Annotated in this window: 23 protein-coding genes and 1 pseudogene; 12 read left to right on the top strand and 12 right to left on the bottom strand. The window is 70.8% G+C overall.

Translation table 11 applies throughout. The features are described from left to right. The 5 genes from tal to pgl all read left to right on the top strand — a co-directional run bounded on the left by tal (position 1) and on the right by pgl (position 6,104). Positions 1 to 1,092 (top strand): transaldolase, encoded by a 1,092-nt coding sequence (tal, locus tag AB0J16_RS18310; protein WP_358540484.1) that lies wholly within the window; start codon positions 1 to 3, stop codon positions 1,090 to 1,092. Continuing rightward, positions 1,092 to 2,705, top strand: a complete 1,614-nt coding sequence (locus tag AB0J16_RS18305; RefSeq protein WP_358540481.1) for a glucose-6-phosphate isomerase — start codon at positions 1,092 to 1,094, stop codon at positions 2,703 to 2,705. Before tal ends, AB0J16_RS18305 begins: the two co-directional genes overlap by 1 nt. Position 2,706: 1 nt before the next feature. Continuing rightward, positions 2,707 to 4,329 (top strand): glucose-6-phosphate dehydrogenase, encoded by a 1,623-nt coding sequence (gene zwf, locus AB0J16_RS18300; RefSeq protein ID WP_358540478.1) that lies wholly within the window; start codon positions 2,707 to 2,709, stop codon positions 4,327 to 4,329. Then, positions 4,329 to 5,243 carry a glucose-6-phosphate dehydrogenase assembly protein OpcA gene (locus AB0J16_RS18295; protein ID WP_358540475.1) on the top strand — a complete coding sequence of 305 codons (915 nt, stop codon included), beginning with the start codon at positions 4,329 to 4,331 and terminating at the stop codon, positions 5,241 to 5,243. Before zwf ends, AB0J16_RS18295 begins: the two co-directional genes overlap by 1 nt. A gap of 87 nt (positions 5,244 to 5,330) precedes the next feature. Next, the gene (gene pgl / locus AB0J16_RS18290; RefSeq protein WP_358540472.1) at positions 5,331 to 6,104 is read left to right on the top strand and encodes a 6-phosphogluconolactonase; all 774 of its coding nucleotides are present in this window, start codon (positions 5,331 to 5,333) and stop codon (positions 6,102 to 6,104) included. Positions 6,105 to 6,163: 59 nt separating this feature from the next. On the opposite strand, the gene add is transcribed toward pgl, so the two are convergent. The 4 genes from add to AB0J16_RS18270 form a co-directional block, all read right to left on the bottom strand. Continuing rightward, a complete protein-coding gene (add, locus tag AB0J16_RS18285; RefSeq protein ID WP_358540469.1) occupies positions 6,164 to 7,183 on the bottom strand; it encodes an adenosine deaminase in 1,020 nt (339 codons plus the stop codon). Positions 7,184 to 7,256: 73 nt separating this feature from the next. Next, on the bottom strand, positions 7,257 to 7,829 hold the full coding sequence (locus AB0J16_RS18280) for a TetR/AcrR family transcriptional regulator (RefSeq protein WP_358540466.1): 573 nt from the start codon (positions 7,827 to 7,829) through the stop codon (positions 7,257 to 7,259). Positions 7,830 to 7,840: 11 nt separating this feature from the next. Then, a complete protein-coding gene (locus AB0J16_RS18275; RefSeq protein WP_358540462.1) occupies positions 7,841 to 8,710 on the bottom strand; it encodes an oxidoreductase in 870 nt (289 codons plus the stop codon). Positions 8,711 to 8,750: 40 nt separating this feature from the next. Then, positions 8,751 to 9,617 carry a hypothetical protein gene (locus AB0J16_RS18270; RefSeq protein WP_358540459.1) on the bottom strand — a complete coding sequence of 289 codons (867 nt, stop codon included), beginning with the start codon at positions 9,615 to 9,617 and terminating at the stop codon, positions 8,751 to 8,753. A gap of 72 nt (positions 9,618 to 9,689) precedes the next feature. Here AB0J16_RS18270 and AB0J16_RS18265 point away from each other — a divergent pair. After that, positions 9,690 to 10,106: pseudogene (locus AB0J16_RS18265) on the top strand (Clp protease N-terminal domain-containing protein); the annotation flags it as partial. Between the two features lie 291 nt (positions 10,107 to 10,397). On the opposite strand, the gene AB0J16_RS18260 reads toward AB0J16_RS18265, so the two are convergent. Continuing rightward, positions 10,398 to 11,420, bottom strand: coding sequence for a GNAT family N-acetyltransferase (locus tag AB0J16_RS18260; protein WP_358540456.1), 1,023 nt, complete (start codon positions 11,418 to 11,420; stop codon positions 10,398 to 10,400). 96 nt (positions 11,421 to 11,516) lie between these two features. Between AB0J16_RS18260 and AB0J16_RS18255 the strand changes: the two genes are divergently transcribed. The 5 genes from AB0J16_RS18255 to AB0J16_RS18235 all read left to right on the top strand — a co-directional run bounded on the left by AB0J16_RS18255 (position 11,517) and on the right by AB0J16_RS18235 (position 17,985). Further along, a complete protein-coding gene (locus AB0J16_RS18255) occupies positions 11,517 to 12,908 on the top strand; it encodes an FAD-dependent oxidoreductase (RefSeq protein ID WP_358540453.1) in 1,392 nt (463 codons plus the stop codon). A gap of 16 nt (positions 12,909 to 12,924) precedes the next feature. After that, positions 12,925 to 14,529, top strand: a complete 1,605-nt coding sequence (locus AB0J16_RS18250) for an amidohydrolase (RefSeq protein ID WP_358540450.1) — start codon at positions 12,925 to 12,927, stop codon at positions 14,527 to 14,529. 482 nt (positions 14,530 to 15,011) lie between these two features. Continuing rightward, a complete protein-coding gene (locus AB0J16_RS18245) occupies positions 15,012 to 15,461 on the top strand; it encodes a hypothetical protein (protein WP_358540448.1) in 450 nt (149 codons plus the stop codon). Positions 15,462 to 15,488: 27 nt separating this feature from the next. After that, entirely contained in the window at positions 15,489 to 16,289 is an 801-nt protein-coding gene (locus AB0J16_RS18240) for a hypothetical protein (protein ID WP_358540445.1), read from the top strand. Then, positions 16,282 to 17,985 carry a hypothetical protein gene (locus AB0J16_RS18235; protein ID WP_358540442.1) on the top strand — a complete coding sequence of 568 codons (1,704 nt, stop codon included), beginning with the start codon at positions 16,282 to 16,284 and terminating at the stop codon, positions 17,983 to 17,985. The genes AB0J16_RS18240 and AB0J16_RS18235 overlap by 8 nt, the downstream gene beginning before the upstream one ends. A 319-nt stretch (positions 17,986 to 18,304) precedes the next feature. Here the strand turns inward: AB0J16_RS18235 and AB0J16_RS18230 are convergent, their stop codons facing one another. The 5 genes from AB0J16_RS18230 to gap all read right to left on the bottom strand — a co-directional run bounded on the left by AB0J16_RS18230 (position 18,305) and on the right by gap (position 22,018). After that, positions 18,305 to 18,649: an RNA polymerase-binding protein RbpA gene (locus tag AB0J16_RS18230; protein ID WP_214636247.1), complete on the bottom strand. Its 345-nt coding sequence runs from the start codon at positions 18,647 to 18,649 to the stop codon at positions 18,305 to 18,307. A 68-nt stretch (positions 18,650 to 18,717) separates the two neighbouring features. Next, entirely contained in the window at positions 18,718 to 18,948 is a 231-nt protein-coding gene (secG, locus tag AB0J16_RS18225) for a preprotein translocase subunit SecG (protein ID WP_214636246.1), read from the bottom strand. Between the two features lie 99 nt (positions 18,949 to 19,047). Beyond that, entirely contained in the window at positions 19,048 to 19,830 is a 783-nt protein-coding gene (gene tpiA, locus AB0J16_RS18220; RefSeq protein ID WP_358541387.1) for a triose-phosphate isomerase, read from the bottom strand. Next, a complete protein-coding gene (locus AB0J16_RS18215; protein ID WP_358540439.1) occupies positions 19,827 to 21,014 on the bottom strand; it encodes a phosphoglycerate kinase in 1,188 nt (395 codons plus the stop codon). Before AB0J16_RS18215 ends, tpiA begins: the two co-directional genes overlap by 4 nt. Beyond that, positions 21,014 to 22,018 (bottom strand): type I glyceraldehyde-3-phosphate dehydrogenase, encoded by a 1,005-nt coding sequence (gene gap / locus AB0J16_RS18210; RefSeq protein WP_358540436.1) that lies wholly within the window; start codon positions 22,016 to 22,018, stop codon positions 21,014 to 21,016. Before gap ends, AB0J16_RS18215 begins: the two co-directional genes overlap by 1 nt. 186 nt (positions 22,019 to 22,204) lie before the next feature. Between gap and AB0J16_RS18205 the strand changes: the two genes are divergently transcribed. Then, on the top strand, positions 22,205 to 22,816 hold the full coding sequence (locus tag AB0J16_RS18205; protein WP_358540433.1) for a hypothetical protein: 612 nt from the start codon (positions 22,205 to 22,207) through the stop codon (positions 22,814 to 22,816). A 350-nt stretch (positions 22,817 to 23,166) separates the two neighbouring features. On the opposite strand, the gene whiA is transcribed toward AB0J16_RS18205, so the two are convergent. Continuing rightward, on the bottom strand, positions 23,167 to 24,147 hold the full coding sequence (whiA, locus tag AB0J16_RS18200) for a DNA-binding protein WhiA (RefSeq protein ID WP_357656688.1): 981 nt from the start codon (positions 24,145 to 24,147) through the stop codon (positions 23,167 to 23,169). A 71-nt stretch (positions 24,148 to 24,218) separates the two neighbouring features. Beyond that, positions 24,219 to 25,136 carry a uridine diphosphate-N-acetylglucosamine-binding protein YvcK gene (gene yvcK, locus AB0J16_RS18195; RefSeq protein ID WP_357958576.1) on the bottom strand — a complete coding sequence of 306 codons (918 nt, stop codon included), beginning with the start codon at positions 25,134 to 25,136 and terminating at the stop codon, positions 24,219 to 24,221. Positions 25,137 to 25,219: the final 83 nt, after the last annotated feature.

Genomic DNA, 25,219 nt, shown 5'->3' with positions numbered 1-25,219 from the left:
ATGAGCGAGAACCTCAAGAAGCTGTCCGCCCAGGGCGTGTCCATCTGGCTGGACGACATCAGCCGTGAGCGCCTGCGCACGGGCAACCTGGAACAGCTGATCCGCGAGAAGAACGTGGTCGGCGTCACTTCCAACCCGACCATCTTCGCCGGCGCGCTCAGCAAGGGCGACGCCTACGACACCCAGCTGCACGACCTGGCCGTGCGCGGGGTCGACCTCGGCGAGGCCGTACGCGCCATCACCGCCTACGACATCCGCTGGGCCGCCGACGTGCTGCGCCCGGTCTACGACGCCACCGCCGGCGTCGACGGCCGCGTGTCCCTGGAGGTGGACCCGCGGCTGGCCCGCGACAGCGACAAGACCGTGGCCGAAGCGCGGGCGCTGTGGTGGCTGGTGGACCGGCCCAACCTGTTCATCAAGATCCCGGCGACCGTCGAGGGACTGCCCGCGATCACGCAGGCGCTCTCCGAGGGCATCAGCGTCAACGTCACGCTGATCTTCTCGCTGGAGCGTTACCGCGCGGTCATGGACGCCTGGCTGGCCGGTCTGGAGGCCGCGCAGGCCAAGGGCCTCAACCTGGGCACGATCGAGTCGGTGGCGTCGTTCTTCGTCAGCCGGGTCGACACCGAGATCGACAAGCGGCTCGACCAGCTCGGCCGGCCGGAGCTCAAGGGCAAGGCGGGCGTGGCCAACGCGCGCCTGGCCTACGCGGCGTTCGAGGAAGTGATGAACTCCGAGCGCTGGCAGCGGCTGCGCGCCGCCGGTGCCCGTCCGCAGCGCCCGCTGTGGGCCTCGACCGGCGTCAAGAACCCCGACTACTCGCCCACGCTGTACGTCGACCAGCTCGTCGCCCCCGGCACCGTCAACACGATGCCGGAGAAGACGGTCGACGCGACCGCCGCCGGCGCCAACATCACCGGTGACACCGTGCGCCCCTTCTACGAGGACGCGTGGAACACCATGGCGGCGCTCAAGGAGGCCGGCGTCGACTACGACGACGTCGTCAACGTGCTGGAGGACGAGGGCGTCGAGAAGTTCGAGGCGTCCTGGAACGAACTCCTCGAGAGCGTCAGCAAGAACCTGGCCCGCTGATGACCGTCTCGTACCGCGAGGAGGGGGTGGCCAACGCCGCCTCCTCCGCCGCGGGGCGGCTCGTCGCCGACGGCGTGCCCGCGCGGCTCGCCGCCGGCGATCCCACGCTGTGGGGCAGCGACGCGGAGGCGGGGGCAGCCGTCCGGCTGGGCTGGCTGACCCTGCCCCGCACCTCGCGCGAGCTGCTGCCCGAGCTCGGCAAGCTGGCCGAGCGGGCGCGCGCCGAGCACCTGACCAACGTGGTGCTGGCCGGGATGGGCGGCTCGTCGCTGGCAGCCGAGGTGATCTGCGCGAGCGCCGACGTGCCGCTGACGGTCCTGGACACCACCGACCCCAGTCAGGTGCGCCGGGCGCTGGCCGAGCCGCTGGAGGCCACGATCGTGGTCGTGGCCAGCAAGAGCGGCTCGACGGTCGAGACCGACAGTCATCTGCGCGTCTACGAGGAGCTCTTCCGCCAGGCGGGCATCGAACCGGCCGACCGCATCGTGGTCGTCACCGACCCGGGCTCGCCGCTGGAGCAGGCAGCCGTGGACGCCGGCTACCGCCTGGTCCCGGCCGTGCCCGACGTGGGCGGCCGCTACTCGGCGCTGTCGGCCTTCGGCCTGGTGCCCAGCGCGCTGGCCGGGGCCGACGTCGAACGGCTGCTCGACGACGCCGACGAGGTGCTGCCGCTGCTCTCGCTCGACGCCGGCAACCCCGGGCTCGGCCTGGGCGTGGCGCTCGGCGGGGCGGCGCTGGCCGGACGCGACAAGCTGATCGTCGACGACCGGCTGTCGGCGATCAGCGGGCTGTCGGACTGGATCGAGCAGCTCGTCGCCGAGTCCACGGGCAAGAACGGCCTGGGCATCCTGCCGGTCGCCGGCGCCGAGCCGAACGGCGCCCGTGACGAGCTGGTCGTCGGGATCGACTCCGACGACGGCGACGTGCGCGTCGACGGGCCGCTCGGCGCGCAGTTCCTCATCTGGGAGTACGCCACGGCCGTGGCCGGGCTGCTGCTGGGGATCGACCCGTTCGACCAGCCGAACGTCGCCGAGTCCAAGGACAACACGGCCGCGCTGCTCGACATGGAGGCGCTGCCGCTGGGCGAGCCGGCCTTCATCGACGGGCCCGTGGAGGTGTACGGCGCCACCAAGGCCAGGGATCTGCCGGGCGTGCTGACCGAGCTGCTCGAAGCGGTGCCCGAAGACGGCTACCTGGCCGTGATGGCGTATCTGGACCGGCTGTCGGCCTTCGATGTGTTCGTGCCGGACGGCGCGGACTTCGAGCAGATGACCGACGCGTGGATGGCGGCCGACCCGGCCACGCTGCGGGCGCTGCTGGCCCTGCGCACCGACCGGCCGGTCACCTTCGGGTGGGGGCCGCGGTTCCTGCACTCCACCGGCCAGTATCACAAGGGCGGCCCGCAGAACGGGGTGTTCCTGCAGATCACCGGTGCCGTGGCCGACGACGTGCCGGTGCCCGGCAGGCCGTACACGCTGGGCGGGCTCGAGCTCGCGCAGGCCCTCGGCGATCTCGGGGCACTGCTGCGGCGCGGCCGGCCGGTCGTACGCCTGCATCTGACCGATCGCGCGGCCGGAGTCGCGCACCTGCTCGCAGCCGCACAGGAGGCTTGACATGAAAGACCCGGAAACACCCTCGGACGAGGCGCTCGACTTTGAGGAGACGATCGCGGCGACGGTAGCCACCTCGGCCGCGGCCACCTCCACCACCTTGGAAGTGGCGGCCGCCAACCCGCTGCGCGATCCGCGCGACAAGCGGCTGCCCCGGGTGGCCGGACCGTGTGTGCTGGTGCTGTTCGGCGTGACGGGTGACCTGGCCAAGCGCAAGTTGCTGCCGGCGATCTACGACCTGGGCAACCGAGGGCTGCTGCCGCCCGGTTTCTCGCTGGTCGGGTTCGCCAGGCGTGACTGGAAGGACCAGGACTTCGCCCAGGTGACGCATGACGCCGTCAAGGCGCACGCCAGGACGCCCTTCCGTGAGGAGGTCTGGAAGCAGCTGCGCGAGGGCATCCACTTCGTGCCGGGCGAGTTCTCCGACGACGGCGCGTTCGACGCGCTGGCGATGGCCTTGAAGGAGATCGACGAGACCCGGGGCACCGGCGGCAACTATGCGTTCTATCTCTCCGTGCCGCCGAAGTTCTTCCCCGTCGTGGTGGAGCAGCTCAAGCGGACCGGCGTGTCCCAGGCGCCTCCCGGATCCTGGCGGCGCGTGGTGATCGAGAAGCCGTTCGGGCACGACCTGAAGTCGGCGCACGAGCTGAACGAGATCACCACCTCGGCCTTCCCGGAGAGCTCGATCTTCAGGATCGACCACTACCTGGGCAAGGAGACCGTCCAGAACATCCTGGCCCTGAGGTTCGCCAACAACCTCTACGAGCCCATCTGGAACCGTAGCTTCGTCGACCACGTGCAGATCACCATGGCCGAGGACATCGGCATCGGCGGCCGGGCCGGCTACTACGACGGCATCGGCGCGGCCCGCGACGTGATCCAGAACCACCTGCTCCAGCTGCTCGCCCTGGTGGCGATGGAGGACCCGACGTCCTTCGACGCCTCCGCGCTGCGGCGGGAGAAGGAGAAGGTGCTCAAGGCCGTGCGGCTTCCGTCCGACCTGAGGCTCAACACCGCGCGCGGGCAGTACGACGCGGGCTGGCAGGGCGGCGAGAAGGTCGTCGGCTACCTCCAGGAAGATGGCATCTCCGCCGACTCCACGACCGAGACCTACGCGGCCATCAAGCTGGAGATCGCCAACCGGCGCTGGGCGGGCGTGCCGTTCTACCTGCGCACCGGCAAGCGCCTCGGCCGCCGGGTCACCGAGGTGGCCGTGGTGTTCCAGCGGGCGCCGCACCTGCCCTTCAGCAAGGACGACACCGAGATCCTCGGCCAGAACGCGCTGGTCATCAGGGTGCAGCCGGACGAGGGCATCACCGTGCGGTTCGGCTCCAAGGTGCCGGGCACGGCCATGGAGGTGCGTGACGTCTCGATGGACTTCGCCTACGGGGAGTCGTTCCTGGAGTCGTCCCCCGAGGCATACGAGCGGCTGCTGCTCGACGTGATGATCGGCGACCCGCCGCTCTTCCCGCACCAGCGGGAGGTCGAGCTGTCGTGGAAGATCCTCGACCCGATCGAGGAGTTCTGGGCCACCCAGGGCCAGCCCGAGGGCTACCCGTCCGGTTCGTGGGGGCCGCCGTCGGCCGACGCGATGATGGGCGACGGCCGCGTATGGAGGAGACTCTGATGACCACCTTCATGCTCACCGACACGACGGCGGGGAAGATCTCCGCGCAGCTGACGCAGCTGCGCCACCAGATGGGCGCGCCCGCGGTCGGGATGGTGCTGACGCTGATCGTGGTCTGCGAGGAGCGCGACCAGTACGACTCGCTGCGCGCGGCCAGCGAGGCGGCGCGCGAGCACCCCTCGCGCATCATCGTGGTGATCAACCGCGAGCCCGACGAGGCCAACCGGCTCGACGCGGAGCTGCGCATCGGCGAGTCCACGCCGGGCGAGGTGGTCGTGCTGCGGCTCTACGGCGAGCTGACCGAGCACGCCGACTCGGTGGTCAGCCCGCTGCTGCTGCCCGACACGCCGGTCGTGGCCTGGTGGCCGGGGCTGGCGCCCGAGGTGATGTCCAAGGACCCGGTCGGGATGCTCGCCCAGCGGCGCATCTCCGACGCCAGGGGCTCGCGCGACGGCGGGGTCGAGTCGCTGGTTACCAGGGCCAAGGGCTACGCACCCGGTGACACGGACCTGTCCTGGGCCCGGCTGACGCCGTGGCGCAGCCTGCTGGCGGCGGCCTTCGACCAGCCCACGGGCAAGGTGCGCAAGGGCACCGTGGAGGCGTCCCCGGGCAACCCCAGCGCGCCGCTGCTGGCCGCGTGGCTGACCGAACGTCTCGGCGCGCCGGTCAAGGTGGCCGACTCCAACGGGCCCGGCCTGACCGCCGTCCGGCTCACGACGGCCGACGGGGTGCTGGCGGTGTGCAGGAGCGACGCCCGGCTGGCGACGCTGTCGCGGCCCGGCCAGCCGGACCGGAACGTGGCCCTGTCCCGGCGGCAGACCGCCGAGCTGCTGTCGGAGGAGCTGCGGCGGCTCGACTCCGACGAGATCTACGGGGCGGCGGTCAAGCGGCTGGCCCGCTCGTACAAGTCCTGACGCCTCCTCCCACCGGTCGTGGCGGGCCCTGTCTTTTGCGAGAGGGCGCGCACGGCCGGTGGGCACCGATCGTGAAAGAGTGAGTACGTGAGCGTTCCCAATGTGGTCGTCCATCGTGACGGCGACGTCCTCGCCAAGGCCGTGGCGGCGCGGATCATCACCCGGCTGGTCGACGTGCAGTCGGCCAAGGGGTCGGCGTCGCTGGTCCTGACCGGCGGCACGGTCGGCCACGCGACCCTGGCCGCGATCGCCGCCACGCCGGCGCGCGACGCGGTCGACTGGCACCACCTCGACATCTGGTGGGGCGATGAGCGCTTCCTGCCGACCGGCGACCCCGAGCGCAACGAGACGGGCGCTCGCAAGGCCCTGCTCGACCACGTCGACCTCGATCCCGAACGGGTGCACGTCATGGCCGGGCCCGACTCGGGGATGTCGGCGGAGGAGTCGGCCGAGGCCTACGCGGCCGAGCTGCGCAAGGCGGCCCGGCCGGAGGACCACGGACCGGTGCCCGGCTTCGACGTGATGCTGCTCGGCATCGGGCCCGACGCGCACGTGGCGTCGCTGTTCCCCGGGATGCCCGCCCTGTACGACACGCGGCCGGTCGTGGCCGTGCACGGCGCCCCTAAGCCGCCGCCCACCCGCATCTCCTTGACGCTGCCGACCATCCAGGCCTCGCGTGAGGTGTGGGTGGTGGCGGCGGGCGAGGAGAAGTCAGGTGCCGTACGCCTGGCGCTGTCCGACTCCGGGCCCGTGCAGGTTCCCGCGGCCGGGGCCAGGGGGCGGGTGCGGACGCTGTTCCTGCTCGACCGGACCGCCGCCGCCAAGCTCCCGCCGGGGTTGGGCCGCATCGCCTCTCCCTGAGTCCCCCTACGCGTCCCCCTGGGCGTTCCCAGCGCATCTGCTTGCGCCTCGTGGCGCCCTCAGTCGGTGAGCGCGTCGATCTCGGCCAGCAGGGCCTGCTTGCGCTCCGGCGCCAGGAAGGACGCGTGCACGCCGTTGCGGGCGAGCTGGGCCAGCTCCGGCTCGCCGAGGCCGAATACGTGCGCGGCGACGCGATACTCACCGGTCAGGGTGGTGGCGAACATGGGCGGGTCGTCGCTGTTCAGCGTGACGAACAGCCCTTCCTCCAGCAGCCTGGGCAGCGGGTGCTCCTCGATGCGGGCCACCTGTCCCGTACGGAGGTTGGAGGTCGGGCAGACGTCCAGCGGCAGCTGCGTCTCGCGCAGGTGAGCCACCAGGCGCGGGTCCTCCAGGCAGGAGATGCCGTGCCCGATGCGCTCGGCGCCCAGCCCCTCGATGACCTCCCACATGGTCTCGGGACCGGTCATCTCGCCGCCGTGCGGCACGCTGTGCAGGCCCGCCGCCCGCGCCGCCGCGAACGCGTCGCGGTAGGCGTCGCGGTATTGTGCGCGGCTCTGCTCGATCCCGCCCAGGCCGAAACCTACCAAAGCGGCGGGAGGTTCTTCCAAGGCGTGCATGACCGTGATCTTGGCCGCCTCCTCGCCGAACTCCCCCGGGATGTCGAAGATGTAGGCCATCTCCACCCCGTGGTCGCTCTCCGACCGGCGGGCGGCCAGGTCCAGCGCCTCGGTGATCTCGCGCATGGGCATCCCGACGATGCTGTGGGCGTACGGCGTGACCTGCAGCTCAGCGTAACGAGCGCCCTGGGAGGCCAGGTCGCGGGCCAGGCCGAGCACGAGGGCCGCGATGTCCTCCGGCTCCCGGACCAGCGCGTTGACGGCCTGGTACACCTGCGCGAAGTGGGGGAAGTCGCGGAAGGCGTAGAAAGCGCGCAGCTCCTCCTCCGTGGTGGGAACCGGGCCGCCGGGGTGGCGGCGGGCCAGCTCCAGCACGGTGGGCACGGAGGCGGAGCCGACCAGGTGCACATGCAGCTCCACCTTGGGGAGCGCGTCGATGAAGGCGTCCATGGGGGTCGTCATGGCGACGACCATAAGGCCGAGATTTCGCCCCAAGCCATGCTTTAAGGCGAAATTTCACACAAGAATGTCAGGTTTACTGCGCCCAGGCCCGTACCAGCGGCAACAGGACCTCGTCCACCGATTCCGCGACGAAGGACTCGTCGAACAGCGGCCCGAGGAAGATCATGCGGTGCCAGACCAGCGCCTCCGCCACTCCGAACAGGCGGCCGGGGTCCACGGGCCCCGGCAGGTCGCCGCGCTTCCTGGCCCGCTCCAGCAGCGCCTCGACCCCGCCGAGGTCCTTGGCCGGCATGTGCTCGCGCAGCGTCCTGGCCAGCTCCTGGTGCGAGACCAGCGTCGAGGACAGCCCCATGATGAGCCCGTGCTTGCGCTCGACCGCGCCGCACAGGCCGCCGAGCACCGAGGCGAGGTCGCCGCGCAGCGAACCGGTGTCCTCGGCGGCCGGCGTGTCCATGTCGAACCGGCGGCAGATGACGTCGACCACCAGCTCCGGCTTGCCCGCCCACCGGCGGTAGATGGTCGCCTTGCTGGCCTTGGCCCGCTTGGCGATCTGGTCGACCGACATACGGTCGTAGCCCATCTCGGACAGCAACTCCAGCGTCGCGTCGAGGATGGCCCGCTCCCGCTCGGGGTCGAGTGGTGGCACGTGCACGTCCCTCAGCTGTAGGCGATCTCCTCGAATCGTACGCCGGTCAGCCGCGTGGAGACCTCCCACAGGTCGGCGGCGAGCTGCTCGGAACGGGCCGCCTCCGACGGCGTGAGCAGCTGGGTCTTGGGACCGACGAACTCCCCGCCGTGGATCTCCGGCGAGGTGGCCGCGTAGAGGGAGGACACCGCACCAGCCGCCGCGCTCTTCAGGAACACCCCCATGAGGGGCTGTAGCGGCCCCACACTGAAGAAGTTGGTGGCGGTGGCACCAGGATGGGTGGCGGCGCTGACGAGGTCCACCTGGGCCCGCTGAGCGCGTCGTTGGAGCTCCAGGGTGAAGAGCAGGTTGGCCAGCTTGGAGCGGCCGTACGAGCTCATCTTCTTGTAACCGCGCTCCAGGCCCAGGTCGTCAAGGTCCAGCGTGCCCATCTTGTGCGCGTCGCTGGAGACGTTGACCACCCGTGCGCCGGGCCGGGCCAGCAGCAGGGGCAGCAGCAGTCCGGTGAGCGCGAAGTGGCCCAGGTGGTTGGTGCCGAACTGCATCTCGAAGCCGTCACGGGTCAGCTGGCGCGGGATCATGCCGACGCCCGCGTTGTTGACCAGCAGGTCCACCCGATCGACGCCGGCCGCGAAGCTCCTGACCGAGGCGAGGTCGGCCAGGTCCAGCGTGCCGTGCTCGACCTGGGCGCCGGGGACGGCCCGGCGGATCTCCTCGACGGCCGCGCCGCCCTTCGTCGCCGAGCGGGTGGCGACGACGACGCGGGCGCCGTGCCTGGCGAGTTCGAGCGCGGTGGGCAGGCCGATGCCGCTGTTGGCGCCGGTCACGATGGCCGTCTTGCCGCTCAGATCGGGCATGTCGGCCGGGGTCCAGGTTCTCATCGCCACTCCAGGTGTACGAAACCGTTTCGTACACCTTAACCTACCGATCCACGCGGTGCCGAGCGTGCCGCTCCTCCCGCTTGGCGACCTCCAGCCGCTGCGCGCTCTCGGCGAGCCGCTTGCGGGCCTTGGCCAGCTTCCGCTCCAGCCCGGCGACCCGCTCGGCGCGCTCGTCGTGCTCCTGTACGGCCTGCTCCAGGGCGGCGACCCACTCCCGGTGGGCGTCCAGCGCCTCCTGTCGTTCGGCGGCCTTCCTGGCTTCGGCCTCCGCCCGCCTCTTCGCCTCCGCCTCTTCTCGCTCCTTGGCCTCCGCGCGCTTGGCCTCCGCACTCTTGGCCGCCGCGCCCTTCGCTTCCGCGCCCTTCGCCGCCGAGGCCGAGTCGGCGGAGGTTGTCGAGTCCGTCGGCTTCTTGACGGGCTTGCCGCGCGGCGCCGGGGCTGGTGCTGGGGCTGGGGCGAAGCCGCTGTAGCTGAGCGGCTTGGCCAGACGGCCGCGCCGTACCTCCTCGGCGGCGCCCGCGTCCACGACGGCGGCGTCGAGCGTCTGCTCGGCCTCGCTCGCCGCGGCGGCCGACAGCCCGGCCTCCCGCCTCACCAGCCGGGACAGCCGTCCCGCCAGCTCGCCGCGCCGCCGGGTCAGCTCCGCCAGCGCCTCGGCGTCGTGCCTCTCCCACGCCTCGCGCAGCTCCTGCCCGAGCGCCAGCAGTTCGCCGAGGTCGTCCGGGTGCTCGCGGGCCAGCCGGTTCACCGCCGACGCGGAGACCGTGGGTTTGCGCAGCCCGGCGATGTCGCGGGCCAGCCGTACCTCGCCCGCGTCCTTGGCGGCGCGGGCCTCGGCGTCGCGCGCGGCGGTGAACTCGGACGGCGGGAGCCCGTACAGGCGACCGGCCACCTCGTCAAGATCCACACCTGTCAATTACCCCACATCCGCTGGTTTGTAGCGCATAGTGGAGACACGCCACTCGAACGGAGGCCTTCGGTGTTCGAGCGCTTCACTGACCGTGCCCGCCGGGTCGTCGTCCTCGCCCAGGAGGAGGCGCGGACGCTGAACCACGCCCACATCGGTACGGAACACATCCTGCTCGGCCTCATCCACGAGGGCGAGGGCGTGGCGGGCCTGACACTCGACAGTTTCGGCATCGAGCTGGGGAGCGTGCGCGCCTTCGTCACGCGCGAGGCTGGCCAGGGCGACGAGGCGCCGAGCGGGCACATCCCGTTCACCCCGCGCGCCAAGAAGGTCCTGGAGCTCTCGCTGCGCGAGGCGCTGCAGTTGCGCCACAACTACATCGGCACCGAGCACATCCTGCTCGGGGTGATCAGGGAGGGTGAGGGGCTGGCCGCCCAGGCGATCGTGGACGCCGGTGTGGAGCTGGGCGAGCTGCGGCACCGCGTGCTCATGCGGCTCGGGCAGGCGACGAAGGACCGGCCGGCCGAGATGTTCTTCGCCGGCGGTATGGCGCTCGGCGAGCGGCTCACGCAGATCCAGGAGAGCCTCGAACGCATCGAGCGCCACCTGGGCATCCAGCAGCCGGTGTCCGACCCGAAACCGGCAGAACCGGGCTCCGGGCCGGACCCGATGGAAAGGGACTCCGCCCCGAAACCGGCAGAAGGGGGCTCCGGGCCGGACGAGGACGAGCGGGACGATGGACGGGGTGAGAGCGCGTCAGGCTGACGCGACGAGAGCGCCTCAGGCCGACGCCATCGCGCCGACCGGCAGCCTGGCCTCGATCACGCCCGGGTCCTCGGTGTAGCCGAGCGTGGCGCCCAGCGACAGCAGCAGCCGCCGCATCCGTACGTTGTCGGACAGCATCGTGGCCCTGACCTCGGCGTAGCCGAGATCGCGCGCCTCACGCACCAGGCTCCTGGCCAGCTCCGTGCCAAGGCCGCGCCCCTGCCAGCGGTCCTCGACCAGGAAGGCCATCTCGGCGATACCGGGGTCGGGCGTGAACATAAGACTGGCCATGGCCACGACTTGGCCATCGTGCCCGGCGACGATCGAGCGGCCGCGGCTGCGGTCGCACAGCCGGTCGAACATCCGCGGCGGCAGCTCGGGCATCGAGGTGAAGTAGCGGAACCTGCGTGCCTCGGGCGAGCACCGGTCGTGCAGGTCGCGGACGGCCTCGCGGTAGATCGAGGTGAGTGGCCGGACCGTGACCTCCTCGCCGTCGGCCAGCTTGACCGTGGGCTCGGCGGCGCCCTGCTCGACCGGCGGCTGCGCGAGCCGGACGAAGGAGGCGGCCCGAGCCGCCTCGGTCAGGGTGAAGGGCAGCTCGGCGCGGCGCAGCCGGACGGCACGCCTGGGTGCGACGGGCACCACGAGCAGGGTCGGGTCGGGAAGATCACTCACCGCTTCACCATAGATCCACCTGGCATCGTCGGCGCGCAGCAACTCGGCCAGGAACTCCGGCAGCCGCCACGGCATCGACCGCAGCCGGGAGGCCAGCAGCAGCGCGCGGGTGGGCTCGTCGGTCAGCTCGTGCGCCGTCGCCGGGACCACCTGGACGCGGCGGCCACCGGCCGCCTCCAGAGCCGCGCGCACGGCCTCGGGCGCGGCGGGGATGTCGGCGACGAACTCGTCGACGGTGCCGTCCGCGTCCGACTGGACGCTCAGGCCGAGGATGTTGCCGCCCCTGTCCGCCAGGGCCGCGGCCAGGGAGGCCAGTCGTCCCGGACGCTCGTCCACCGTCGTGCGAATGCGCAAGAATCCCATAGGAAGAGGATGCCGGGGAGGTGTTACCTGGCCGCTAACGCCGTGTTTCGAATGCGAGTTTCATAGCGAGATGCGGCGTATAGGAGGATACGGGCCATGAACGCGCATGTCTCCCTGTCGTCCGGATTCGTGAACGGCGACGTATCCTTCTGGTACCGCTCCTCCGGCGTACCGGCCCCTGGTCCGCGACTCGACGGCGACCTTCAGGCGGACGTGGCGATCGTCGGCGCGGGCTACACGGGGCTGTGGACCGCGTACTACCTCAAGCAGGCCCAGCCGTCGCTGAACGTCGTAGTGCTGGAGAAGGACTTCGCCGGGTTCGGGGCCTCGGGGCGCAACGGCGGCTGGCTGACCGGCGACCTGGCCGGCTCGCATCAGCGCTACGCCAGGACGCACGGGGTGGAGGGGGCGCGGCGGCTGCAGCGCGAGATGTACGCCTCGATCGACGAGGTGATCCAGGTCTGCGAGAAGGAGGGCATCGACGCCGACGTCGTCAAGGGCGGCGTGGTCAACGTGGCCCGCACCGCCTCCCAGGCGGCCCGGCTGCGGGCCTCGGTGTCGGCCGCCCGCGCCTGGGGCATCGAGGAGGCGGACCTGCGGCTGGTCGATCCCGCCGAACGCCTGCGGGTGGCGGGGGCGGTGGCCGCCTCCTGGAGTCCGCACTGCGCGCGGGTGCAGCCCGCCAAGCTGGTACGAGGGCTGGCGCGGGCCGTACGGGAGCTCGGAGTGACCGTCTACGAGCGGACGCCCGTCACGGAGATCGCCCCGGGGCTGGCCGTGACGCCGTTCGGGACGGTCCGGGCGCGCCACGTGCTCCGCGCGACCGAGGGATTCACCTCGCGGCTGAAGGGGCTGCGGCGGCAGTGGCTGCCGATGAACAGCTCGCTGATCGTCACCGAGCCGCTGCCCGCCTCGTTCTGGGAGACGGTCGGCTGGGCGGGGTCCGAGCTGCTCGGGGACATGGCCCACTACTACATGTACGCGCAACGGACCGCCGACGACCGCATCGCCTTCGGCGGGCGCGGCCGGCCGTACCTGTACGGCTCGCGGGTGGACGCCAGGGGGCACACGCACGAGCAGACGGTCGAGGCGCTCTGGCGGCTGCTGATCGACTTCTTCCCCGCCGCGGCGTCCTCGTCAGTGGCGCACGCGTGGTCGGGAGTCCTGGGGGTGCCGCGCGACTGGTGCTCGACCGTGCACGTCGACCCGGCCACCGGCCTGGGCTGGGCGGGCGGCTACACCGGGCACGGGGTGACGACGGCCAACCTGGCCGGCCGGACGATGCGGGACCTCGTCCTGGGCGAGCGTACGGCGCTGACGGAGCTGCCGTGGGTGGGCCGCCGGGTGCGGGCCTGGGAGCCGGAGCCGCTGCGCTGGCTGGGGGTGCACGCGATGTACCGGTTGTACCGGGTGGCGGACCATCGGGAGCGGTCGATGCCGGGTACGTCCGTGCTGGCCCGCATGGCCGATCTGATCACCGGTCACTGACAAGATTGGGAGCAGGATGAACATGCTCTTTCGAGGGGGACGGGTCTTCACCGCGAAGACCGGCTTCGCCGAGGCCGTGCTGGTCCGTGACGGCGTGATCGCCGCCGTGGGCGACGAGCGGGACCTGGTACGGCTGGCGCCGGGGCACGAGACCGTGGACCTGGACGGGGGTCTGCTGGTGCCCGGGTTCACCGATGCGCATGTGCATCCGGTGCAGGCGGGCCTGGAGCGCGCCAAGTGCGATCTATCCGAAATTTACGGACTCGATGCCTATCTGACGAAGATCGCCGACTATGCGGCGAAAAATCCTGAAAAAGAGTGGATTGATGGCGGCGGGTGGGACATGTCGCCCTTCCCGGGTGGGCTGCCGCACCGCGACCAGCTCGCCTTCGCCGACCGGCCCGTCTACCTCATCCAGCGCGACCATCATGCCGCCTGGGTCAACGCCCGCGCCCTGGAGCTGGCCGGCGTCACCGCCGACACCCCCGACCCCGCCGACGGCCGCATCGAACGCGACGCCGACGGCACCCCCAGCGGCGTCCTGCACGAGGGCGCGATGGACCTCGTCGGCCTCCTCACCCCCCGTCCCTCCTCTCGCGACCTGGACCTGGCGCTGGAGGAGGCGGAGCGATACCTGTTCTCGCTCGGCATCACCGGCTGGCAGGACGCCATCGTCGGCTCCTACGCGGGCTCGGTGGACCAGCTTCCCACCTACCTGTCGGCGGCCGGCTCCGGCAGGCTGCGGGCCCGCGTGGTGGGCGCGCTGTGGTGGGACCGTACCCGTGGCCTCGACCAGATCGACGACCTGATCGCGCGGCGCGCCTCGGCGCAGGGGCTGGACCGGTTCCGCGCGACCTCGGTGAAGATCATGCAGGACGGCATCACCGAGAACTTCACCGCCGCGACGCTGGAGCCCTACTGCCTGTGCGGCGGCACGGGCCTGTCCTACGTCGACCCGGCCAAGCTCAGGACGTACGTGGCCGAGCTGGACCGCCTCGGCTTCCAGGCGCACGTCCACGCGATCGGCGAACGGGCCGTACGCGAGGCGCTGGACAGTTTCGAGGGCACCTCGCCCGCCAACCGGCACCACATCGCGCATCTGCAGATCATCGAGCCGTCGGACGTGCCCCGCTTCGCCGCGCTCGGCGTGACGGCCAACCTGCAGCCGCTCTGGGCGACCCATCACGCGCAGATGGACGAGCTGACCCTGCCGTTCCTGGGCGAGCCCCGCTCCTCGTGGCAGTACCCCTTCGCCGAACTGCTCTCCCATGGGACGCGGTTCTGCGCGGGCAGCGACTGGCCGGTGTCGAGCGCCGACCCGCTGCAGGGCATGCACGTGGCCGTCAACCGTACGGAACCCGGCAGCTCGGTGCACGCCGGCTATCCCACGGCGCAGACGCCGTTCCTGCCCGGCCAGCGCCTTGACCTGGCGACCGCGCTGACGGCGTACACGGCCGGCTCGGCCTGGGTCAACCGCTCCCCCGCCGGGGTGATCGAGCCGGGCCGCCCGGCTGACCTCGTCGTCCTGGACCGCGACCCGTTCACACTGCCGGAGCGCGACATCTGGACCACCGGGGTGCGCATGACGTTCGTGGACGGCGTCACCGTCCACGACGGGTGACCCCGACGGGACAGGTAGGTGCGCGATCCGGCGCTACGGAACGCGCACCCTTCCCGCGTACCGTCGCCTCCGACACAAGTGGAGGGTATGAACTGTCGCCGGCATTCGCCATGCGAGCTGGTGGTTACCGTTAGAACTGTTGTTGGATTTCTCCGACGCGATCTGTTGCGACGGATGGTAATCGCAGGGTAATTTTCTGTCACAGCCGGGTGCCTGACTGGCGCTCGGTCCCCACCCCTGTCGGTGTCCGCATCAACGGGACAGTGTCCGGCGGGGCGGTGGCCCAAGAGGCGCACTTCCTCCAGGAGTGCGCAATCAGGCCCTGACAACGCGGTTCTCCATCACGGTCCACCCCGCTCCCGGGCGGACGCGGCTCCGGCTTCCACCGGATCGCTTCCCGGCCTCGGCCGGCATGCGACGAGGCTACGCCGATGTCCGTTTTACTTAGGTGAACACAGAGAATCGAAGACACTGACATGGTGATGCGGAGAACGTGGGCCGTCGCGGCGCTCGCCTGCGCGATGACGGTGACCATTCCCGGCGTCGCACAGGCGACGACCCAGAGCGGCAGGGACGTGGTGATCACGTCCAGGCGCGGCTGGCAGGACACCGGGATCTACGTCTACGCGGGCGACCGCGTCCGGGTCGAGCAGGTGGGCGGCAGCTGGACGGTCGACAACAACTCCTTCCCGTGGGTGGGCGCCGACGGCTACGACTGGGACACCGACTCGCACATCTACCAGGGCTGCAAGATCCACGACAGCTCCCCGTACGGCAGGCTCCTGTCCCGGATCAACGACGGCTCGCGTGCCCTGGGCGCGCACCGGAGCTGGCGGGCCGGTTCCGGTGGCCGGCTGTTCATGAGGATCAACGATCAGAACCGGTGCCTCGGCGACAACGCGGGCGCGCTGATCATCAGGATCTGGCACTAGCCATCAGGTCCGGAGTGTAATGACCGTGTGACGGGGACACACGGCAAGCGCGTGGTCGTCGTGGACGACGACGACATCAGCCGCACCGGCATCGTCGCCATCCTGTCCGAGACACCGGGTGTGGAGGTGATCGCCGGACTCGATCACCGGGCGGCGGCCGGCTGGTCGTACGAGGGCGTCGACGTCGTGCTGGTGGACGCCGCCGACGAGCGCAGCCCCGACGACCACTTCCCCGGTGTGGCGGTCGTGGAGGCCGTCCGCCGCGTCCGGAGCCGTCAGCAGACCACGGTCATCGTGCTCACCGGCCACTTCCTCGACGGCGCGGTCCGGCGGCGCATGCGGGAGGCCAGGGCCGACTACTTCTACCATCGCAGCCAGCTCGGCGACGCGGCCCGCCTGCGCGCCGCCGTACTCCAGCCGTCTGGGGGCGTGCCCGGCCCCGCCGACCCCGAAGAGGAGATCCGGCTCGGCGTCTCCCCCGTCAGCCGGGTCAACGCGGCCGTGGCGCACGCGCTGGCGGAGCATCTGCCGGAACGGCTGGACGAGCGGGCCAGCCCCCGGTCGCGGGCCTGGATCCGATTACGGGAGCGGTTCAACCGGCAGGCCCGGCTCGCGCCGACGACCTCCGACGGCCGCGCTCCGGACCGCACCCAGTCCCTGCCGTCGCTGCCACAGATCGCCCGCTTCCTGACCTGGGCGACAAGGGTCAAAACACCCCCGCCACCGCCAGCCCCACCACCTTCCCCCTCGCGATGTCCCGCACCACCTCCGTCACCACGGCGACCACCCCGCCCCTCCCGGTCACAGTCGCCGCCACCGGATGAGTGAACCGCTCAGGGGCGCCACGCGGTCCACCTCGTTCACCGCCGTCCGCCTCTTCCTCAACCTGCGGCTGGCCTCGCGGGTGACGATCTGCGTGACCCTCTGGGAGACCCTCACGCCACCCGTGGCGCTGCTCACCCTGCTCGCCTCATGCCTGTACGACGTGCTGGTCTTCCGCGCCCTCAGACGCCACGGCATCCCCGTCCCGGTACGGCTGGCGCTGGACGTCGCCGACGTGGCCGCCTGGTCGGCGCTGGCCGGCGACCCGATCGACGCCCCCGCCCTGCTGGCCGCGCCCCTGGCCTACGAGCTGGCCTTGGCGCACGGCTGGACGGCGCTGGCCGTACCGCTCACGTCGGGCGCGGTGGCCAACGTGGCACTGGCCGTGGCGGGCTGGTCGTACAGTCCCGCGCCCTTTCTCTGGCCCGCCGGGGGTGTGGCGGGCGGTGTGTTCATCGGCCGGTACCTGCGTGGGCGGCTGCGGCAGCGGCTACGCGTGGCCGCGGCGGAGCGGCAGGCCGCCAGGAGCCGCGCCGAACTGGCCGGTCGGCACAGCGTGGCCATGGGCGCCGACACCGTGGTGGACCTGCTGACCCGTACCTGGCCGCTGCTGGCGGGGCCGGGCCGCCAGGTGGCGTCGCCTCTGTCGGCCTGGCGGCAGCGGCTGGCGGAGGAGACTGCCGACCACGCCGAGTACCTGGCGGTCGCGTTGCTGCGCTGGGAGCAGCGCCACAATCTGGCCAGCCCGGACCTCTCCCGCGACGTGGAGTTCCGTCCCACGGACGGGAGCGGCTCGTTGCTGCTCTCCCCCGCCCAGACGGCCGCACTGCACGACGCCCTGGTACGCCTGGCACCCACAGGCTCGCTCACCGTCACCGCGGAGGAGCCACGGCCGCTCGGGCGACGGCAGGAACTGCGGATCGGCTCCAGCAAGGTGGTCCTGCCTGAGGACGCCCGCCCGCACACTCCGCCGTTCGACGCGGGACCGATCGCCATCGCCCTCGGCGCCGTCGGCTCGCTCAGCCACTCGTGGCGCGACATGGACGGTGTGCCGCTCCCGGCCTGCGCGGCCCTCACGGTGACCGGGCTGCTGGTCGCCTTGTGGGCGCATCGGCGCGTCCTCGCCCGTGGCACGGCGGCGCACGCGCGGGTGCTGGCCGCGGGACTCTGCTTCGGCGCGGTGGACGCGCTGGTCTCGACGTCCCTCATGCGGACGATGGCCGCCGGCGGGCTCACCCGCATGCCGTTCCTGCACGCGATGCTCTTCGCCGTCCCGCTGACGGTCATGTACTGGCGCGACCTGGGGCTGGGACGCCGGATCGCGGCCGTGGCCTCGGTGGCGTCGATCCTGTGCGTCTGCGTGTGGCTGCTGCCCGTACCGCTGCACTGGGCCGACCTGGCCGGACTGGTGTGGCCGTTGGCGTTCACGATCGGCGCCTCGGCGGTGCGCGACCTGCTGGACCTGGACACCACCGGGGTGGATCACGAACTGGCCGCCGAACACGCGGCCGCGGTGCGCGAGGGCTACCTCAGCGGCCGGGCCGACGTGCTGCGGCTGGTGGAACAGGTCACGGACGAGGCCGCCCACCGCCTGAGCACGGACCGGGAGTCACTCGACCCGCGCTTCCTCCCGGAGATCGAACGCCGCCTGTCCCAGGTCCGCGACCGCGTCTCAGCTCTCCGGCACCAGCCAGACCCCTGAGACCACCCCATAGACCCCGGCACCCCGAACCCCGCCAAACGCTACAGACCCAGCCGTAGAGGGCCCCAGTACCCCGCCATACCCGTAGAGGCCCAGCACCCCGCTATACCCCCCGCAAGGCCCGCTATCCCGCGAACCCCACAGATCCCGACGCCCCGGCCGAACCCCACGCCGCGAACGGCCACCCACGACTCACAGCACCGCCGACCCCCACCCGGCGAAACCCGGGTCGCCCATGACAGCCCATCCCACGAACAGCGAAGGACCCCGGCGCAGTTGTGCCGGGGTCCTTCGGAGATAACTCTGAGATAACAAGGTCCTACCAGGGGGACTTGTTGTTGCGCAGACGCTCCAGCGCTTCCTCGAGGATCGCCTTGCCGTCCTTGTCGCTCCTGCGCTCCTTCACATAAGCCAGGTGCGTCTTGTACGGCTCGTTCCGGGGCGGGGCAGGCGGGGCCTGCTCGTCCTGGCCGGCCGGGAGGCCGCAGCGCGGGCAGTCCCACATTTCGGGCACCGCCGCATCGCTGGCGAAGCTGGGACGCGTCTCATGCATGTTGGCGCACCAGAACGAGACCCGCACTCTCGGAGCTGCCTCGCCGCGCTCGGCCTCCCCCATCGGGCCGGCGCCGACACGGCTGCCACGGATCGCGTTGCCACTACCCACGGATGAACTCCTCGCTCGATCGCCCCGTGACACACGGGGGGAGAATCACTGTCACGCGTCAATCTGACTCAGGGCCGCAGAAGCAGACCCAGAGCGATGATGCAGACGAACCAGACGGTGCCCGTGATCACGGTCAACCGGTCGAGGTTACGCTCCACCACCGAGGAACCACCGAAGTTCGACGAGAAACCGCCGCCGAACATGTCAGACAGGCCACCACCCTTGCCCTTGTGGAGCAGGACGAGCAGGATCATGAGACAGCTCGCCAGGATGAGGGCGATGGAGATTCCGATTTCCACGGTATGCCTAGTCCTTCAATGCTCTGTCACGCGTGACGATTCAAACTTGCTTCTAGAGGGTACGGCTTGTTGTCAAGTCGCACCCCCGGAACGACTCAGTTAGCCAGACATATCGGAGAAACGGCAGATCTTAACGAACTCCCCGGCATCGATGCTGGCACCGCCCACGAGCGCGCCGTCGATATCGGGTTGAGCCATGATCCCAGCGATGTTGCCTGACTTGACTGACCCTCCGTAAAGGATACGTACTGCGGAGGCCACTTCGGCGTCGTACAGCTCAGCGAGTCTGCCTCGCAGCGCCGCACAGACCTCCTGCGCGTCCTCGGGAGTGGCCACCTCGCCGGTGCCGATCGCCCACACCGGCTCGTAGGCCACTACCATCGATTGTGCCTGCTCAGCGGAGACTTTGCGCAGTCCGCCGTCAAGCTGAGCCAGGCAATGTGAAACGTGCTCGCCCGCCTGGCGCACGGGCAGGCCCTCGCCGACGCACAGGATCGGCGTGAGCGAGTGGCGGAACGCGGCGTGCACCTTGGCGTTGACCAGGTCGTCGTCCTCGCTGTGATACTGGCGCCGCTCCGAGTGGCCGGCCAGGACGAACGTGCAGTTCAGCTTGGCCAGCATCGCGCCCGAGATCTCGCCGGTGTAGGCGCCCGCCTCGTGCTGGGACAGGTCCTGGGCACCGTAGACGATGCGCAGCTTGTCGCCGTCGACGAGCGTCTGGACGCTGCGCAGGTCGGTGAACGGCGGCAGGACGGCTATCTCCGCCTTGTCGAAGTCCTTGTCGGTGAACGCGAAGGCGAGCTTCTGGACCAGTGCGATGCCCTCAAGGTGGTTGAGGTTCATCTTCCAGTTGCCGGCGAAAAGCGGCTTTCTCACGGTCAGTCCTCCAGGGCGGCGAGTCCGGGCAGAGTCTTGCCCTCGAGATATTCCAGGCTCGCGCCACCACCGGTGGAAATGTGCGAGAAGCCGTCTTCGGGCAGGCCGAACTTGCGTACGGCCGCCGCCGAGTCGCCACCGCCGACCACTGTCAGGGCGTCGGCCCCGATCAGCGCCTCGGCCACGGCCCGGGTGCCGCCGGAGAAGGCGTCGAACTCGAAGACGCCCATGGGGCCGTTCCAGAAGATGGTCTTGGCGTCGGCCAGCTTGGCCGCGAACAGCTCACGGGTCCTGGGACCGATGTCGAGCCCCTCGCGGTCGGCCGGGATCGCCGTGGCCTCGACCACGTCGTGCGGCGCGTCCTCGGCGAAGCCGGTCGCGGCCAGCACGTCGACGGGCAGCACGAGGTCGACGCCGCGCTCGGCGGCCTCGTTGAGGAAGCCGCGCACCTGGTCGAGCTGGTCTTCCTGGAGCAGCGACTTGCCGACCTCATAGCCCTGGGCCTTGAGGAAGGTGTAGGCCATGCCGCCGCCGATCAGCAGCCGGTCGACCTTGGCCAGCAGGTTGGCGATGACGCCGAGCTTGTCGGAGACCTTGGCGCCGCCCAGCACCACCACGTAGGGGCGCTCGGTGTCCTCGGTGAGCCTCCTGAGCACCTCCAGCTCGGCCACGATGAGCTTGCCCGCCGCGTGCGGCAGCAGGCGGGGCACGTCGTAGACGCTGGCGTGCTTGCGGTGGACCGCGCCGAAGCCATCGCCGACGTAGAGCTCGGCGAGCCCTGCCAGCTTCTCGGCGAACGCGCCGCGCTCGGCCTCGTCCTTGGACTCCTCGCCCGCCTCGAACCGGAGGTTCTCCAGCAGGGCGACCTGGCCCTCCTCCAGCGCGCCGGCGACGCCCTGGGCGCTGTCACCGACCACGTCGGTGGCGAAGGTCACGTCCTCGCCGAGCAGCTCGGCGAGGCGCTCGGCGACCGGCTTCAGCGAGAGGCCGGGGTTGGGCCGCCCCTTGGGACGGCCCAGGTGAGCGCAGACGATGACCTTCGCACCCGCGCCGGTCAGCGCCTTGATCGTCGGCACCGACGCGCGGATGCGGCCGTCGTCGGTGATCGTCTCACCGTCGAGTGGGACGTTGAGGTCGGCGCGCACGAGCACGCGCCGACCCTTCACATCGAGATCGTCGAGCGTACGCATCAGAGGTCCGCGCCCACCAACTGGATGAGGTCGACGAGGCGGTTGGAGAAGCCCCACTCGTTGTCGTACCAGCCGACGACCTTGACCTGGTTGCCGATGACCTTGGTCAGGCCGGCGTCGAAGATGCAGGAGGCCGGGTCGGTGACGATGTCGCTGGAGACGATCTCGTCCTCGGTGTAGCTGAGCACGCCCTTGAGCGCCCCCTCGGCGGCGGCCTTGTACGCGGCGTTGACCTCTTCGACGGTCACGTCGCGGCCGACCTCGACGGTCAGGTCGGTGGCCGAGCCCGTGGGGATCGGCACGCGCATCGCGAACCCGTCGAGCTTGCCCTTGAGCTCGGGCAGCACCAGGCCGATGGCCTTGGCGGCGCCGGTCGAGGTGGGCACCACGTTGACGGCGGCGGCGCGGGCGCGGCGCAGGTCCTTGTGCGGGCCGTCCTGCAGGTTCTGGTCCTGCGTGTAGGCGTGGATGGTGGTCATCAGGCCCTTCTCGATGGTGAAGGCGTCGTTCAGGACCTTCGCCAGCGGAGCCAGGCAGTTGGTGGTGCAGGAGGCGTTGGAGATGATCGTGTGCTTGGCGGCGTCATAGATGTTGTCGTTGACACCCATCACGATCGTGACGTCTTCGTTCTTCGCCGGGGCGGAGATGATGACCTTCTTGGCGCCGTTGTCGGCGTGCACCTTGGCCTTGGCCGCGTCGGTGAACAGGCCGGTCGACTCCAGCACCACGTCGACGCCGAGGTCGCCCCAGGGCAGCTTGGCCGGGTCGCGCTCCTCGAAGACCTTGATCGTCTTGCCGTCGACGGTGATCTCGTCGCCGGAGACCTTCACCTCGTACGGCAGGCGGCCGAGGATGCTGTCGTACTTCAGCAGGTGGGCGAGCGTCGCGTTGTCGGTCAGGTCATTGACCGCAACGATCTCGATGTCCTTGCCGCTGGCGGCCACCGCACGCCAGAAGTTGCGACCGATGCGGCCGAAGCCGTTGACGCCTACGCGGATGCTCACGGAAACCGATCTCCTCGTACGTGATGGCGAGCTAAAAACCTCAATGCCAAACCCTATCGGAACCAAATTGGTTTAGACCACTCGACTCCCCCTACCGTGAATCCGCGATCAGGCGGCGTAATTTGTGAGCTTCGAGTAAAGTGCCCGACTCATCGGAGTAAGTTCCGGCATTCTCTGGGGGCTGAGATGTCACAACCTAGGTCCGGCCTGCTGTCTGGCCTGATCGTGGGTTTCGTTGCCACGCTCGTCTGCGCCATCGCGCAAGCGGCGGTACTCCTGTACGGAGACCGCTTCATCCCGGCTGCCTTCCTGACCGCCGGCGACGGCCTCTGGGCGATGACCACGATCGCCTTCGCCTCGGCCCTGCTCCTGTCTCTCCTGGTATGCCTGTTCAGGCCGGGCAGCCGGCTCCTGCCATGGTGGTCGGGCCTCTGCTCGGCGGCGGCGGTGGCCCTGGGATGGACCACCGCCCGCGCGACGACCACCGGCGGCCGGCCCGACCTGAGCCTCGAGCGCCTCATCACCAACTTCCCGGCCGAGCTGACCGGCCTCTGGCCCTCGCTGAAGGACTCGTGGGAGCCCTGGCTCCCGCTGGTGTTGGCGGCCCTGACGGCTTATTTCCTCGTACGCGTACGAGTACGTCGCGTCCGAGCCCGCCGAGCCTCCCTCACCCCACCGGAGGACCCGGCCCCGGCCGAACCGGAGTACCGGGCCCCCTTCGAGCCCCTCCAAAGCCCCTCCAGCCCCTCACGCCCCACGGGCGACCTCTTCACCCCGAGAGACTCGGGCCAGGCCTGAAACGGCTCACCGGCCCATTCCACGGAGACGGCCAAGCATGCGCACGTCACGGCGGGAAGTCCCGCCACCGGAGGAGCGTCCCCCTGGACAGGGCCCAGCCCACAACGGCGGTCGGCGCCCACCGTGCCTGCCGTAACACATGAACCGCCTTGGCGGAAAGGCACGCACGGCAGAGCGACGCAAGCGATACCCCGCACGAACAGAACCCTCAGAACGCTCCTACCGCGCTCTCAGAGACTCCTGACACACGCAGTCACTTGCCCGCGGTCACCGGGCCGCCACACCGCGCACAGAACCTTCACGGGGCCACCACACCGCCCAGAGACAGAGGCAACGGCCGTTGAGAACCCTCACTGGGCGAGCATGTCCACGGTGAGGTTCGCCTCGGTGTTGGGGATGCCCAGGTCGGTGGCGCGTTTGTCGGCCATCGCCAGCAGTCGCCGGATACGTCCGGCGATCGCGTCCTTCGTCAGCGGCGGATCCGCGATCTGTCCCAGCTCCTCCAGAGACGCCTGCTTGTGCTCCACCCGCAGCCGCCCCGCGATCACCAGGTGGTCGGGCGCCTCCTCGCCCAGGATCTCCAGCGCCCGCTGCACCCGCGCCCCCGCCGCCACCGCGGCCCGCGCCGAGCGGCGCAGGTTGGCGTCGTCGAAGTTGGCGAGCCGGTTGGCCGTGGCCCGCACCTCGCGGCGCATCCGGCGCTCTTCCCAGGCCAGCACGCTGTCGTGCGCCCCGAGCCGCGTCAGCAGCGCGCTGATGGCGTCGCCGTCGCGTACCACCACCCGGTCGACGCCCCGCACCTCCCGCGCCTTGGCGTGGATCTTGAGCCGCCGCGCCGACCCCACCAGCGCCAGCGCCGCCTCGGGCCCCGGGCAGGTGACCTCCAGCGACATGGAGCGCCCCGGCTCGGTCAGCGAGCCGTGCGCCAGGAACGCCCCGCGCCACGCGGCCTCGGCGTCGCAGGCGGCCCCCGCCACCACCTGACGAGGCAGGCCGCGGACCGGGCGCCCGTGGTTGTCGATGAGACCCGTCTGCCGGGCCAGCGCCTCACCGTCGCGGTAGACGCGCACGACATAGCGCGAGCCCTTGCGCAGCCCGGCGGGTGCCAGCACGAGCACTTCGGCCTTGTGACCGAACACCTCCCCGATGTCCTTGATCAGCCGCCGCGCGGTGGCGTTGGTGTCGAGCTCCGCCTCGATCACGATGCGCCCGCCCACCAGGTGCAGCCCGCTGGCGAACCGCAACAGCGTCGACACCTCCGCCTTCCGGCAGCAAGGCTTCAGCACCGGCAGGCGGCTCAGCTCGTCCTTCACCACACCCGTCATCGCCATAAGCGTTAGTCCTCCCCCATTCAGACCGGCTCTCAGCAGTGTCTCGCACCTTTGCGCCGCGCCGACCAGGATCAACGCTTCTGGAGGAAAATCTCGTCCAGGACGGAGGCAAGACGTCGTGAGTCATGCCGGGGGGAGCCGTCTGCGGCCGCGACGTCGGCCATGACGAGCCGCCCGCCGAGCGCGGTGGCGGCCTTCTCCAGAGCGTCGCGGTCGTCGACCACGCCGGTGTCGGCGAGCACGACGTCGACGCGCAGGCCGGGCGCGTGCTGCCGGAGCACCTCCAGGTGCTGCTGGGGTGAGAAGTCGTCGGTCTCGCCGGGCTGCGGCGCCAGGTTGAGCGTCACCAGCCGCTGAGCCTTCGACTCGTGCAGCGCCCGAGCCAGCTCGGGCACCTTGAGATGCGGTAAAACGCTGGTGAACCACGATCCGGGCCCGAACACCAGCCAGTCGGCCTCCAGCACGGCGCGCACGGCCTCGGGCCGCGCGGGCGGGTCCTCCGGCACCAGCGAGATCGCCTGCACCCGGCCGGGGGTCAGCGCGCAGGCCACCTGCCCGCGTACGGTCGAGGTGACGCCGTCGAGCTCCACCTCGGCCACGATGTCGAGCGGCACCGACGCCATCGGCAGCACCCTGCCGTGGGCGCCGAGCAGCCGGCCCACCCAGTCGAGACCCGCCACGGGGTCGCCGAGCAGCTCCCACAGCGCCACGATGAGCAGGTTGCCGACGGCGTGGCCGTGCAGGTCGCCCTCGCTGCGGAAGCGGTGCTGGACCACCTCGCTCCAGGTGCTCCCCCACTCGTCGTCGCCGCAGAGCGCGGCCAGCGCCATGCGCAGATCGCCGGGAGGAAGCACGCCGAGTTCACGCCTGAGCCGCCCGCTGGAGCCGCCGTCGTCGGCGACCGTCACCACCGCGGTCAGGTCGCCCACCACGCCGCGCAGCGCCGACAGCGAGGCGTAGAGCCCATGCCCCCCGCCCAGCGCCACCACCCGCGGCCGGTCATCCGACGGCGCGCCGGCTGCGACGGCGTCACCCAGCGCCGCGTCGGCTACGGCCGCCTCACCCTGGTCTT

This window comes from Nonomuraea sp. NPDC049750 (assembly GCF_040659625.1).
Taxonomy (GTDB): Bacteria; Actinomycetota; Actinomycetes; order Streptosporangiales; family Streptosporangiaceae; genus Nonomuraea.
The sequence above is the reverse complement of the archived record's forward strand: the minus strand, read 5'-3'. Positions and strand labels throughout refer to the sequence as shown.

What these genes read in the sequence shown, in the direction of transcription:
- AB0J16_RS18275 (WP_358540462.1), bottom strand. Translation starts at nt 8,710, where the DNA reads ATGAGAACCTGGACCCCGGCCGACATGCCCGATCTGAGCGGCAAGACG.
- whiA (WP_357656688.1), bottom strand. Translation starts at nt 24,147, where the DNA reads ATGGCGATGACGGGTGTGGTGAAGGACGAGCTGAGCCGCCTGCCGGTG.
- AB0J16_RS18295 (WP_358540475.1), top strand. Translation starts at nt 4,329, where the DNA reads ATGACCACCTTCATGCTCACCGACACGACGGCGGGGAAGATCTCCGCG.
- AB0J16_RS18205 (WP_358540433.1), top strand. Translation starts at nt 22,205, where the DNA reads ATGTCACAACCTAGGTCCGGCCTGCTGTCTGGCCTGATCGTGGGTTTC.
- zwf (WP_358540478.1), top strand. Translation starts at nt 2,707, where the DNA reads ATGAAAGACCCGGAAACACCCTCGGACGAGGCGCTCGACTTTGAGGAG.
- AB0J16_RS18255 (WP_358540453.1), top strand. Translation starts at nt 11,517, where the DNA reads ATGAACGCGCATGTCTCCCTGTCGTCCGGATTCGTGAACGGCGACGTA.
- add (WP_358540469.1), bottom strand. Translation starts at nt 7,183, where the DNA reads ATGACGACCCCCATGGACGCCTTCATCGACGCGCTCCCCAAGGTGGAG.
- AB0J16_RS18235 (WP_358540442.1), top strand. Translation starts at nt 16,282, where the DNA reads ATGAGTGAACCGCTCAGGGGCGCCACGCGGTCCACCTCGTTCACCGCC.
- AB0J16_RS18260 (WP_358540456.1), bottom strand. Translation starts at nt 11,420, where the DNA reads ATGGGATTCTTGCGCATTCGCACGACGGTGGACGAGCGTCCGGGACGA.
- AB0J16_RS18245 (WP_358540448.1), top strand. Translation starts at nt 15,012, where the DNA reads ATGCGGAGAACGTGGGCCGTCGCGGCGCTCGCCTGCGCGATGACGGTG.
- tal (WP_358540484.1), top strand. Translation starts at nt 1, where the DNA reads ATGAGCGAGAACCTCAAGAAGCTGTCCGCCCAGGGCGTGTCCATCTGG.
- AB0J16_RS18305 (WP_358540481.1), top strand. Translation starts at nt 1,092, where the DNA reads ATGACCGTCTCGTACCGCGAGGAGGGGGTGGCCAACGCCGCCTCCTCC.
- AB0J16_RS18250 (WP_358540450.1), top strand. Translation starts at nt 12,925, where the DNA reads ATGAACATGCTCTTTCGAGGGGGACGGGTCTTCACCGCGAAGACCGGC.
- AB0J16_RS18215 (WP_358540439.1), bottom strand. Translation starts at nt 21,014, where the DNA reads ATGCGTACGCTCGACGATCTCGATGTGAAGGGTCGGCGCGTGCTCGTG.